The organism is Providencia rettgeri, assembly GCF_041075285.1.
Lineage (GTDB): Bacteria > Pseudomonadota > Gammaproteobacteria > Enterobacterales > Enterobacteriaceae > Providencia > Providencia rettgeri_G.
Genome location: NZ_CP163512.1, coordinates 4,105,490 through 4,118,952, shown reverse-complemented (window position 1 = coordinate 4,118,952; position 13,463 = coordinate 4,105,490). Strand labels below are relative to the sequence as shown.

11 protein-coding genes are annotated in these 13,463 nt (G+C 40.6%); 8 read left to right on the top strand and 3 right to left on the bottom strand.

The annotated features are described in order from the left end of the window. Positions 1–137 precede the first annotated feature (137 nt). The 3 genes from dcuC to AB6N04_RS18805 all read right to left on the bottom strand — a co-directional run bounded on the left by dcuC (position 138) and on the right by AB6N04_RS18805 (position 3,765). Positions 138–1,496: an anaerobic C4-dicarboxylate transporter DcuC gene (gene dcuC, locus AB6N04_RS18815; RefSeq protein WP_369309743.1), complete on the bottom strand. Its 1,359-nt coding sequence runs from the start codon at positions 1,494–1,496 to the stop codon at positions 138–140. A gap of 289 nt (positions 1,497–1,785) precedes the next feature. Then, positions 1,786–2,244, bottom strand: coding sequence for a regulatory protein RecX (locus AB6N04_RS18810; protein ID WP_369309742.1), 459 nt, complete (start codon positions 2,242–2,244; stop codon positions 1,786–1,788). A 63-nt stretch (positions 2,245–2,307) separates the two neighbouring features. Further along, positions 2,308–3,765: a DUF4026 domain-containing protein gene (locus AB6N04_RS18805; protein WP_369309741.1), complete on the bottom strand. Its 1,458-nt coding sequence runs from the start codon at positions 3,763–3,765 to the stop codon at positions 2,308–2,310. A 253-nt stretch (positions 3,766–4,018) separates the two neighbouring features. On the opposite strand from AB6N04_RS18805, the gene AB6N04_RS18800 reads away from it, so the two are divergent. From AB6N04_RS18800 to AB6N04_RS18765, 8 genes are all read left to right on the top strand, one after another. Beyond that, a complete protein-coding gene (locus AB6N04_RS18800) occupies positions 4,019–4,201 on the top strand; it encodes a hypothetical protein (RefSeq protein ID WP_369309740.1) in 183 nt (60 codons plus the stop codon). Between the two features lie 227 nt (positions 4,202–4,428). Next, positions 4,429–5,415 carry a hypothetical protein gene (locus AB6N04_RS18795; RefSeq protein WP_369309739.1) on the top strand — a complete coding sequence of 329 codons (987 nt, stop codon included), beginning with the start codon at positions 4,429–4,431 and terminating at the stop codon, positions 5,413–5,415. Then, positions 5,415–6,560: a BamA/TamA family outer membrane protein gene (locus AB6N04_RS18790; protein ID WP_369309738.1), complete on the top strand. Its 1,146-nt coding sequence runs from the start codon at positions 5,415–5,417 to the stop codon at positions 6,558–6,560. Before AB6N04_RS18795 ends, AB6N04_RS18790 begins: the two co-directional genes overlap by 1 nt. Next, complete coding sequence (locus AB6N04_RS18785; RefSeq protein ID WP_369309737.1) at positions 6,560–7,705, top strand: DUF4056 domain-containing protein; 1,146 nt, start codon at positions 6,560–6,562, stop codon at positions 7,703–7,705. Before AB6N04_RS18790 ends, AB6N04_RS18785 begins: the two co-directional genes overlap by 1 nt. Before the next feature lie 488 nt (positions 7,706–8,193). Beyond that, positions 8,194–9,000 carry a protein bax gene (locus tag AB6N04_RS18780; protein ID WP_369309736.1) on the top strand — a complete coding sequence of 269 codons (807 nt, stop codon included), beginning with the start codon at positions 8,194–8,196 and terminating at the stop codon, positions 8,998–9,000. Between the two features lie 337 nt (positions 9,001–9,337). Then, the gene (locus tag AB6N04_RS18775) at positions 9,338–10,756 is read left to right on the top strand and encodes an MBOAT family protein (RefSeq protein WP_369309735.1); all 1,419 of its coding nucleotides are present in this window, start codon (positions 9,338–9,340) and stop codon (positions 10,754–10,756) included. Further along, positions 10,743–11,909, top strand: a complete 1,167-nt coding sequence (locus AB6N04_RS18770; protein WP_369309734.1) for a GDSL-type esterase/lipase family protein — start codon at positions 10,743–10,745, stop codon at positions 11,907–11,909. The genes AB6N04_RS18775 and AB6N04_RS18770 overlap by 14 nt, the downstream gene beginning before the upstream one ends. Next, a complete protein-coding gene (locus AB6N04_RS18765) occupies positions 11,881–13,107 on the top strand; it encodes an SGNH/GDSL hydrolase family protein (protein WP_369309733.1) in 1,227 nt (408 codons plus the stop codon). Before AB6N04_RS18770 ends, AB6N04_RS18765 begins: the two co-directional genes overlap by 29 nt. Positions 13,108–13,463 lie beyond the last annotated feature (356 nt).

Here is a 13,463-nt window from a genome sequence, read left to right as displayed (position 1 = left end):
CACTGTCATTATGCTGCTAAAAAATATTTTCCTACGTTATTAAAATTATATTTTTTAGATATAAAGCATTTAATTTCATAAGTAATAAAAAAATGGCTGGGTCATTTCCCCAGCCACTGAAACCGATAATTAGCGATTTACAGATGAATAGGGACTAAAATCTCAGTGGCAACAACCACAACAATCAAGCCGACTAACACTGGCACTGAGGTTCTTTTTACCACTTCAAACGGTGAAATTTTCGCCATACCCGATACCGCGACCACCACCCCTGAAACAGGAGACAAAGTGCGACCTAAGTTAGATGCTTGCAGCATTGGGATCACTAAATACGCTGGATTAACTCCCATTTGTTTCGCTAAGTGTGGGATCAACTCTACGAAAGCATAGAATGGCGCATTACCTGACCCCGTTGTCATCGCTGCTAACATAGTGATGATAACCAGTGCAATCATCATCACGATAGCACCAGAGCCAAAAGATTGAGCCAGATTAATCAGCCCCGAAATAAAGCCGATAGTACTTAAACCTTGAGCAAAAACACCCGCAGCAACTAATAGCATGACTACGGTAGCAAAGGCTTCAGCCATACCTTTATAGCAAACCTCTAAACCACCATAAACGTGTTTAGCGCTGAAACTACGTAAAAATTCAATAATTGCAGCTAATATAATACAGCCAACAATAATCGTAACAATGTGCAGTTCTGGTGCCCATTTACCGTCAAACACTAATACGCCGATAATTGGTGTAAATGGTAAGATGGCATAAAAAGCAGGTGCATGGGTTTTGATTTCGTTCACATCTAACATTTCTGTTTTAACGTGCTCTTTTCGATCGAGATAACGTTGCCAAAAGAAATGGGCAATCGACATCGCAACAATCGCAGCAATAGAAATCGGTAAGGTAGTTTTAAAGGCAAAGTCAATTAATGGCATTTCTGCGGCTTGTGCCGCCAAAATCACGTCACCTGATGTTGGCGCCAAAATAATCGCTGCTGGTGAAGCACAAATTGCAGCGGCTGCCCCCCGGCTGATCCCAACATTTACCATCACCGGAAATAGGGTTGCCATTAATAACACACCTAAGCCCGTTGCCGATGACACCGCCAGTGACATTAAACATGCCACAATATAAGCCGCTACCATCAATAAATATGGCGAGTTGATCATTTTCAATGGTTTCGATGCGATTTTCACCACCACATCGTTGGCACCAATATGAGTCATATACGACGCAAACCCACATAACACCATGATCATCATACCAAGGTCACCGCCTCGGCTCATAAGGAGAAATTTAATGTATTCCAAAATATCTGTTACACGCCACCCCGTCGTTGGAACAGAACCTGGTAAAATACTTTTCCCCATAATGGCAGTAATGATCAGCAGTAAAATACCGCCTGTCATTAACACTCCCGTGGCCGAATACCCTTTTATGATATAGCGCCCAACTCCAATGGCGACAATGACGCCGATTAAGAGCTCAATCATTTGCTTCTCCTGCCTGTCTTATTTTGTAATTATAAAAAAATTACTCTGCCTAATAGTTAAGCAAAATTCACTGACAATGATCATGCCAGCAGATGTTTTTTAATATAGAAATGAGTGAAAACACAAGAGAAATAAATAATAAATCTTTTGAGTAACTGGGTTGGTAGTTAAATTTATTGATTAAGCGTTAAACGCTGGAGAATAAGACTGTTAATCATAGGGAAATGATTAGCACAATCGACCGACTTAACGGCATTTAAGTTTATTATCACTTAACAAATGGGTGAATTTACCTATTGAAGAGCTCATAAATCATATCGCCAAAAAAACCGCGGTATTGCAGATAACGAATTTGCTTACTTTTCTCTTTAAAATCGTTAGGTAGGTCATTACCAAATTTTTTGCTGCGCACTTCGGCGGCCTTTTCAAACCAATCCACCTCAAGAAGAGCAACCTGTTGGTCGACAAGTAATTGAGAAAAGCCTTTTTGGCGCATTTCTTGTTTGATGCGTAAAGGCCCATACCCTTTACGTACATAACTTTGCAATAACAACGTCGCGACGCGGTTATCATCCAGAAAATGTTGCTCACTTAATCTCGCCAATACCCGCTCAATCAGCGTTTCATCAATAATACCGTCATTTTTTTCATACATGTGCCGCTTCATACGAGCAAATAACTCAGCTTTTCCATAATCACGGCGTGAAAGCATAAACAGGGCATATTGGTAGAGATCAGATTCATTCATAAAATTCAGCCGTTAACGGTAAATTGGGCGCATTGCGCGCCCAGTCTACCATGGCAGACGCGACTAATGAACTTGTGCGCCGCTCAGCAGCTTATAGATTGTGTCAGGGGTGTAGGTGCCGTCTTGGAAATAAATTGTCCAATCGGTAATATCATCACGCGTTAACGGATAAACCTCACCTTCTTGCATATTTTGCACATAGAAAGGATGGTTAATTAAGCGCCCTTCAAATTGATCGCCATTCCATGAAACGGGTTCGAACCACATATGTTCATGACCATCAAAGTCTTCTTCTGCATCATGGTAACCAATGCCGCACTTCACTAAGAAACGCCATTCAGATGCTGGCTCTTCATCGTTTTTACCAAGGAATTTAGCAAAAAAGCCTTTTTTCTGCGCCACCGGTTTTGGACCATAATTATCCAACATGTGAGTAAAGTATTCCCAACGCAGTTTCGCTTTACGGGACATATCCGCCGTTTCTTCATCCGTGCGCATAAACATCATGGCATTTTGCTCTTCAAACCCTTCAAAGAAGCTTTCCAGCGTTGGATTTTCTTGAGTCACTCGGAATAACATGGCGGATGGATGCCGGTGAGACTCATCTCTATCATGCCAATCCCCCATAAAACGTTGAGAGCTTTCATCACCAAATTCAAAATTCATCTCTTCTAGCGGTTTTAAATTATCCACTGGGGTAGATTTTCCGACATGCAACAAACCTTCTTCAAATGGTAATGCCACCAAGTATTCATAACCTGATTGTGTTTGCCCAATAAAAATCGGCTCATTAAACACAATTTTACCGTGAGTAATACTGTTATTCACAAAACTCCAGAACAGTTCAGGAATACCATAATAAGAAGAAATCGGGTGTGGAATAATGATTTCGGCTTCTGACAGCCCGCAACGGGCTAAACCATGCGTGTGGAACCAATACATTGTCGGAGCACGCTCTTCTTCTGGTATATCGTCGTTATCGTCTTGGTCATAAATCGCATGAACAACATATAAAGAATCAACACTTGGCATTAAATCATCAATTAATTGGAAATTTAGCCACTCACGTGTAAACACTTTCCCTGCCGCAGAGATATCCAAACCTAATAATAAATCGGGTACTAAAATCTGAATAATTTTTAACTGTTGCAGGTAATTAACCAGCGGTTGTCCTTGGAAAACACATTCAACAATAACCGCTTGAGACGCCGCACTGGCTTCTGCATAGAGTTCAGGGGTAATTGGATCGGTCGCAAAATAGGGGTTAATCGTATAATCAGGGTCGCTATCCACTAATGCGACATAAAAACGCAGTTCTTCTTCCCCTTTTTTACAATTAAAAAAGAAACCGTCTTCATCAGGAATATAGTCAATTTCACCCTCAGTGAAATAAGTTTGCTTTTCTAAGCGCTGTTCAAGCAAGGCTGTGGTCAATTCAGATGCAGGAATAGCAACCATCATGGATGCTTCTCTTTCCCCTTCACCTGCCGCTGTATCAAGGTAGTATTGTTTATTGTTCATTATTCAGACCTGTTAATAAGTGACTGAGGCGAGGATATCAGCTTATATTCATTAAGAATATTGTGAATATTCTTAACCAATTCAGATTGTGATTTGATCCGTCACATTTTATCTAAGTCTTTAAATTATCATTATTCGACAATGATTTATTCTACTTTTCATACGCTATTGACTGAGGCACAATAGCCTTCTCTCTGTTATTTATCTTAAAATAACCGGGAACTCACTCTATTCCAATATAGGTAATGAAAATATGGCTGAGCTAACAAAAGAACAAAAAGAATATGTTGATGACCTCGCGATGCAGCGTGTTTTCGATATGAATAATGACGAGGTATTCGTCAATGCATTAGAACAAAAAATTCACCAAATGGAAGATCACTTAAAAGCCTATTTCCATGAGCGTGTTCGTTTTCACCAACAAAATAAACCATAACCCCTTTGCTTACCAAGCCGATATTTTTTAGTGTCGGCCCCTTCCCCAAAAATAACCACCTTAACTATTTCGTCAACCAACCTATTTTTCGCTATCCTATGTAATCTAAAAAGCATTAACCGTCACCCAAATCACTAACATCAATGATAGAATCCCAATTACCATTGCAAGATTAAAATAAGCAGTTTTATACTCTTTTTTTATTCCCTAAATATTGAGTTAACTTTATGAGACGCATTCAACTCAGCACTGCCCTGATCCTTTCATCCTTTATTAGCATTCCCGCCAGTTTTGCCAACAGCGATCGCCCTTTATTTTCGGTCACCATGAGTGAATCAGGTGTACCACAAAATAATGATCAAGGGGGTATTACTCGTTCTTCTTCCTCAGAGTCACGAGTACTGCCTATTTGGGGGGATGAAGCCCGTGCCAGAGGCTATGATTTGCCAGAACCGTTTGGCGCGAGTTATGGGTATATGAATCTACGTCAGGATATTAAAGTTGATAAAATAGGTTTTAGCTCAAGCTCAGGTTTAGACCTTGGTAAAATTTTGAATATTGAAACAGGGCATACTCGTAGTAAAAATGAATCTCATATGCTCAAATTGGATGCTTGGGTTCTACCATTTATGAATGTTTATGGTTTATACGGTCATACTAAGGGCACTTCCAAAACTAACTTAAATAATGTAGAAGCTAAACTCGGGTTTCTCACTATCCCCATTGGTAAAGATTTACCATTCGAACTAGATTACAAAGGGAAATCTTATGGTGGTGGAGTAACTTTCGCTGGTGCTTACAACCAATTTTTCAGCACATTAGATTTTAACTACACAAGAACAAGCCTTGATATTTTAGATGGCGACATTACCGCTTTTGTGGTTACACCAAGAATTGGTTATGAATTTGTTTTTGAACCATTAATTGCAGGACAAGGGAATACAAAAGTTCAAGTTTGGACAGGGGCGATGTACCAAGATATCACTCAACGCTTCAAGGGTGACGTCAGTAAGCTAGATTTACCTCCAGAATTAAACAAGTGGATGATTTTAGCTCCTGATGATACAAAATTCGATGTTAAACAACATCTTGCCCATAAATGGAATAATACGGTTGGAGCACGAGTTGAGCTCACTAGAAACTTTAATGTGTTAACCGAAATTGGCTTTAATAACCGTAATAGCTTCTTTATTTCTGGAGAGTTTCGTTTTTAATGAAGCGATTGGCTCTTATACAGGGGCTGGCACTCGCTAGCCTTTTTATACTCTTTCCTGCAAAAGCAGATATTTTTCCCGATCGCCCACAAATCGATAGCTGGCTAAATGAACTTGGGGGTGAAAACCACTTCGATGAAAGCAAAACTATCGATTGGGGCATGTTGCCGGGCCCATTTTATACCCCAGAAATGGGCATTGGTATTGGTACCGCGCTAGTTGGGCTCTATCGGCTTGATAAAGAAGATAAAACAACGCAGCCTTCCTCTATTGGGCTAAGTGGCTTTGCCTCTTCCACAGGCGCTTTTGGTTTAAATTTCACCAATTATAATTTTCTCAATCATGACCAATGGCGGTTATTTGTTTCTGGCACGATAAACAATGTCCCCACCTATTACTGGGGAAAAGGCTACGTGGCGGGGAAGAATGATCATAATAAAGAAAAGTACCATTCCCAAGAATTTCAAATCATCCCAAGAGCACTCTATCGGCTAACTGATACCACCTATGTTGGCCTTGGTTGGAACTTTTCATCCATCAATGCTAATAAACCTGATGACGGTGCTAAAACTTACTTTTCAAATTCCGTGGGGGGACGCTCAGTATTAAATTCAGGGATCAGCGCTTACTATAGCTTTGATACCCGTGATTTTTTACCGAATGCACATCAAGGACAAACCTTCGAGGTCGTTTATACTTATTTTGCACCTAGCCTTGGTAGCGATACGCGCTTTCAAACCACACAATTACAATATGCGTACTATCATGAATTAACACCGAATACAGTGGTTGCCCTTGATAATTATGCCCGTTTTTCTACGGGGGAGGTCCCTTGGGATCAACTTTCGTTGTTAGGTAATGGTAATCGTATGCGTGGTTATTATGAAGGTCGCTATCGAGATAACAATATTTTCACCAGCCAAATAGAAGTACGGCAGAAGCTGGATTGGCGACACGGTGTTGTCGGCTGGGTAGGCACAGGAACAATGAGTGATGCACCATCCGATTTAGGTAAAGGGCACTGGTTACCAACTGTTGGCGTGGGCTATCGCTTCGAATTTAAACCTAGAATGAATGTACGTTTAGATTTTGGTGTGGGTCGCAATAGCTCTGGGGTCTATTTTCAGGTAGGAGAGGCTTTTTAATGAGTAAGTGGTTTGCTGCGCTGAGTTTTACACTGCTTTTGGCTGCTTGCCAAGGTCGTGGTTCTCTAGAGCTCGCCGCAATTAAGCCCGTGTTAACCCCCTATTCATTTGAGGAAGCGCCTCAAGTTTGGCCAGTGATCACCACATTGCCGCCGCCACAAGGCTTACGCGCCTGCTGCGCTTTTGGCTACGACTTACAAGCCGAACTGTGGGGGGTACCTGTTCCGTTTTATACTATCGATAATATTGTCGAAGCCAATAAGCTTGGCGAACACCATTATAATGATAGTTTTCTGGGGGCAACGGCGGCATTAATCGGGTTAAGCTCTGAAAAAATCGGTTTACTCTATACGAAACAAAGCGGGTTTATTGATATTTCCCATGTCAGAGACACTGCAGATTATACGTTCTATCTGTTCAGCCAAATTTATCCGCGCCTTGGGCAAGCATGGTCACTCACACTGAGTGATGAATTAGCGGGCCGACAAATTCACTTTAGTGCATTCACGCCACCCCAGTCTCCTGAACAGCGTTATACACTAAGTGCTTACCTCGCTGCAAAACTCGCTTTTCAATTAGCTGTGTGGCATGAAATCGCACAGTGGTATGGCTATCAATCTGTCCCGGGATTTTCTGAAGGTATTTCCGCCTTTTCGCCAGAAGATCTCTACTCAAACTTGCTCGGCGCACGCCTTGCGATAACCCTTATCTTACAAGGGAGAGCAGAATCTTTACCGATTTACACCCAATCAATGCAGGATATTTTACCATTAGCTCTTAATCAATTAGGCAGTAGCGACAGAGCAACCACTCAGAAGATGTTTGATAGTGTAGATGGCTTATGGTGGAACAGTTATCGCCGCGTACCTGAAAAATTTCTTGTTTTAGTAAGAGACTATGAAACAAATGATCGCCGTTACCCGCTATTCCCTATACAAATGGTTCCCTCTGAACGCTTAATGCTAAGCCTACCAAACCGATATCATCAGTATGATTTATCACAACTCGCTCAACTTCGCTTACTGCCGACAAAGCATATGGCGAAATTACCCGTGCCTAGCCAGTATTGGACGGTAAAAGATTTCCCTTGGTTAGCCAAAGAAGCCAAAAAACAAGATCAACAACAGCAAATATTGCAACCTTAACCGTTTTTCCCGCTATATTAGCGCGTCAAATTTGCCCTATTTCGCCTGTTATTTAACAAGCAAAAAAAGGATTCTTTTTCTCTTTTTTTCGTTCTCGAAGATCATTTCCATTTCACTTTAATCTCTATTCTTACCACTAAGAAAAGGATGAACTTCTCATTTTGATTAAAAAACAGCCTATCAATCGCCTATTTATTAACCAAAATACCCATACAATAATCATGCCAATTGGTTTCTTTTTAACCAAATTTAGCTTAAGTTAACTCGGTACAACCAAAAATAGTAAAAACTTTTTTATACATAAGCCTGCGTGAATATACCAACCATGACTAAAACCCCATTTCAAAACACCTAAATCACAAAAATATAAAAAACACAACAAAATAATACAGTAATTTTGCTAATGTCAACGGGATATATGTAGCTCGTGAAAAATTATTCTGCTACTATTCGCTCGAATTTTGTTCAGAGAAACTTAGGAGAAGCAAATGCCCTCTCGAACGATGAGGACAAAAGCCGTCTTCGCTTTCTTATTTTTATTGTTATTTTCGAGCTTCAGTATCGGCTCCACCAGTACCAGCAAAATGCTCAGTAAAGACTACTCAAGTAGCACTGTGCAAAATGTCAGTCAGGCTAAAACCTCACTGCCTGATTTGCGTAAATATCCCTCTGGTACACCACGAAAGAAAGCATTTTTGAAAACGGTTGTCCCTGTAATTGAAAAAGTGAACAAGCAAATTTTGGAAGAACGTAACTGGTTATTATCCGTTCGTGCAAATAAGAAGTGGAGTGCTCAAGAGCTGCGCCGTCTTAACCAAATTTGTGATAGCTATGGCGTAAAGTGCAATAACCCAAAACGCATTAATTGGGATAAACTACTTAGTCGTGTTGATATCATGCCAACCCACTTAGTTGCCACACAGGCAGCAACAGAGTCAGGTTGGGGTACATCACAACTCGCTCAGCAAAATGGTAATTTGTTTGGTATGCGCTGTGGTAGTGGTTGCCAAACCAAACAAGGAAAAGTGAAAGGCTATTCCGCATACTCTTCTGTCGAAGACACTGTGACAGCTTATATGAAGAATATGAATACCCATAATGCTTATGAATCTCTGCGTAATTCGCGAGCAAAGCAGCGTTTATCGAAAGATGAGCTCGATACAAACAAGCTTATCAATGATATGAAAGGGTACTCAGAGTTAGGTTCATCCTATAACCGCTATCTACAAGAGATGTACGCGAGTAACGAAGAATTGATTACACAAGCTCAAAAAAGAGCATCCACTCGCATCTAAATTTTTGTATCACCAGGTACAAGACATAAAAAATCCACTTTGTTGAGTGGATTTTTTTTTCACAAATCGCGTTGAAATGACTTAACTCATTCAATCAATTTATTTTTTATTCGTTATTTTAGATTCACTCCATTGTTCTAAATAGTTCGATTGGGGGCGAGGCGACAAGAGGGACTATATTAGGTGCGCATACATAAGTATGTGAATAGGGTTGCTGAATGCAGCCAACAAAGCCACCATTCAAAATATGACGAGCAATATTCTGATTGCATAGAAAAAGAGATCAAATATTATATGCTCATCTTCTACCAAAATAATTAACATCCTTGAGTCTAATATGAATTTCTTCTCATTTGAGTTTCTTGGCTCTTTTTTAATTTTTTTTCTTATTTATTGGGGCTGTCAACCCAGTGCAAAACTACAAAATGGTCTATTAATTACTGCCAGCTACTTTTTTGTTTATTCTTTTAATCCTGAATTTGCTTATCTTTTGTTTGGCTATACCCTTTTTATCTATCTATTAACTAACTGGGTAACGAACTGGCTTGCCAATCGCTGGATCTATATCATTCTAGCCACTGGTATTATTGGGTGTTTTACTTACTTCAAATATTATTCTTTCTTTCAAGAAAGCATCCAACAGACATTAGATAAATTTGGCTTTAATGTTGGACTCCCTATTTTAGAAATACTGGCACCTCTGGGCCTGTCTTTCTATGCCTTCCATTCCGTCAGTTATACGGTTTCCGTGTGTCGCAAAGAGATCCCCAAAGCTGATTTTTTTGATGTAACACTATATCTTGCATTTTTTCCAAGCATCGTTGCTGGCCCGATTAACCGCGCCAAAAACTTTCTTCCCCAAATTCAAGCTGAAACTCGCTCGATTTTAGATAGCCGTAAAGCTATCCTCTTAATTTCATTAGCGTTAGTAAAACTGTTTTTATTTAGCTCCTATTTATCTGAAAACTTTGTTAACCCTGTTTTTGATGCCCCAGTTGGTTATCATGCTGGTGAGATCCTCATTGCCACCTATGCCTATGCTTGGAATATCTATTTTAACTTTTCAGGTTATACCAACCTTGTGACGGGGATTGCTTTATTATTAGGATTTAGAGTACCTGTTAACTTTAATGCTCCTTATTTAGCTGCCAATTTAAAAGAGTTCTGGGCACGCTGGCATATTAGTCTATCCACCTTTATTCGCGATTATATATACATACCTCTTGGTGGGAACCGTAAAGGCTTTAGCCGAATGAATACTAACGTATTCCTTGCCATGGTTATTTCAGGTCTTTGGCATGGGGCAGCGATGACATTTGTGGTGTGGGGTGCTATCCATGGTCTAGGCATTGTGTTACTCAACCTTAAGATGTTGTGCATGGAAAAATTGGGCTGGGAAAAAATCATTCCTAATAAAACCCTATCGACTTGGATTTCACGCATAATCACCTTCCATTTCGTTTGCTTTGCGTGGATCTTTTTCCGTAGCCAATCCTTTGATGATGCAATATCAATGCTTAATCAAATCATTGCACCGGGTTTCATTGCTTCTATTCAAGCCAGCCTCGGTTTGCTCATTGCCTTTTGGGTTTTATTGCTTGCCTACCCATATTTTGTGCAAGGCTACCATGTTGTCGCGCAACGCTATCAAAATGTACCTTGGTATTATTATCCTATTCCCTTAGCCATTATTTTAACCATTATGTTTATGCTTTCGCCTTCAGGAATGCCGGGGTTCATTTATGCTAACTTCTGAGTTTAAAAAAAACCTCGCTAAAATGCTTCAGGTGCTATTCATTGTTTTAGTGACAGGGCTGTTATTGATTTGGCTAAACCAAGGCTCTCTAGAGCGTTTCTGGCAGCAAAAATACCATCAAGATACACCATGGGCGAAAATGGCGGGGCAACCTATCTGGGATTATGGTGCCTATTTACACGATGGTGTGTTAGAAGCTGGCTCGATATTTGTTTACCATGCCTCAGGGCAAAAAGCACAAGAAGAGAAAGAAACCGCACAGTTTGCACTGGAAAACCAAGGTAAAAAACGCGTTTTCCCCGCGGATTTCCAAGTGGGTCTGCGCTTTCTTCATGGCTATACTTATCCAGCAGAAAGCTTATCTGTCACTTTCCCTGAATTATTGAAGCGCCCTCAAGCAAGAGAAAAACTAAAAAGCGTTAATTTTGGCGGCTTTACCGTCAAAAATAATCAGCCTATTGTTGCAAAACATATCGCTAACATTGAAAAAGGCCAGCAAGTTTTATTTGCGGGTGACTCAATGATGCAAGGTGTCGCCCCTCACGTTAAAAACATGCTGCTAAAAAAGTATAATATCGACAGTATCAATTTAAGTAAGCAAAGTACTGGTCTTGCTTATCCGCGTTTTTTTAACTGGCCACAAACCATTGCCAAGGCATTGAATGACAATCCTAATATTAAAGTGTTAGTGGTGTTTTTAGGGCCAAATGATCCGTGGGATATGCCGCCACAAACCGGTTATAAATACATCAAATTTAAGAGTGAAGAGTGGGAAAACATTTACCGTGAGCGGATTAATGATATAATATCCACCGCTCGCCAGCACAATGTTGATGTTATTTGGGTTGGTCCCCCTAATATGCGTAAAAATACGCTATCCGATGGTATGAAATTCTTACGAAGCCTCTACCAATCCGAAGTCGAGAACAACGGTGAAATCTACTTCTCCGTCAATGACGTCTTTAAATATAAAGGCGACACCTACTCTGACTATATAGGCGATGAAAGCAGCACAATTAAATTACGAAGTGGTGATGGTATTCACTTCAGCGGGAAAGGTCAGCAAATTATTGCAGAAAAAGTGTTCTCACTGATCCACTTTGTCGAGGAAGAAAAGGAACCTCATGAAACTGAACAACCTGCGTCAAGTTAAGTCCAAAATTTTGGCTGGTAGCGTTATTGCGCTGCTATCATTGGGCTTATTGTCTTGCCAGAACACATCAGACAAAACGCATACACCAAGCTTGCCTAAAGGTCAGGGCCCGGTTGAGCGTGGGCAATTGATAAACAACGCGGAACCTAACTTACGCCAATTTGCCAATAAGTTGCACCAAGGTAATCAACAAGTCCATATTGTCCAAATTGGTGACTCTCACACTGCTGCGGATTTTTTCAGTGGCAATTTAAGAACCTTATTTCAACAACGCTATGGTGATGCAGGCCCCGGCTTTATACCGCCAATTTCAGTACCGGGGCAACGCACAGCAACCATCAACCGCATGAGTGAGAAAAAAGAGTGGTCGCTATTTTCAAGCCGTAAAGATGAACGCTTTGATTACCCACTAGGCGGCTTTATTGCAGTACCGCAAGCCGCTAATAGCAACGTACTATTAAAGCCATTACAACCTGCGCTGGGTGCTTACCAGTTGCAAGCGCTATATCAAGGTGGGAGTGATTCACAAATGCGTGTCACCCCTGCAGCTTCCCCAAACGTGGCATTACCAGCAACAGGGAACCAGTGGCGTTTCTCAACACCAGTCAACACACAGTTACCCGCACAGGTTTCAATGAGTAAAGATAACAACCTGAAAATCGGGGGCTGGTTAGTACGCTCAACAAAACCGGGGGTGATGGTGTCTGCGCTAGGGATCAATGGTGCAACCTTAACGATGGTTGATAAATGGCAGCCACAGTGGAGCGAAACATTAGCACAGATGTCCCCTGATATGGTGATTTTGGCCTATGGCACCAACGAAGCGTTCAACGATACGCTAGATTTAGCCGCCTATGAGCAGAACTTACGCGGAAAAATTCGTTTGATCCGCCAACAAATGCCAAATAGCGTGATCCTCTTAGTTGGCCCAAATGACTCACTGAAATTTAGTGATGCAGCAAGCTGTCAAGCACAGATGCCCGTTAATCTAATGAGTGTCATTCAAATTCAAAAAGCTGTCGCCGCACAAGAAAACACACTGTTTTGGGACTGGCAAGCCTTTATGGGAGGACCATGCTCAATTCGTTCGTGGGCTGCACAAGACTTAGCGCGCCCCGATAATGTGCATTTATCTGTTGAAGGTTACAAAAAGAGCGCACAAGGCTTATACAATCAATTGAGTCAGATATTAAATTAAGGTTTTCTTTATTTACTCACATTAGCCAAAAGCAGGATTAACGTCCTGCTTTTTCGTATTCAAAATTGGATTTATTCTGACTGCTGCTGCTTTCTGTTAGATTCCGTTTCCATTCCAAAATACTCCCAATCTAAAAAATTAAATAAAACAGCCATATACACATAAAAAAAAGATAATTCCCGAATCACTTTGACTTTATTTTACAGCTTACCAAACATAAAAAATAACGACAGTTAACTAAATAACCCTCCATGACATAAAACTAATATCCACCTTCATTTTATAAATAACACATTTTTATGTTCAGTCATTATTAATAACCGATGAAACCAATGAATTTTAACTATGTGTCTATT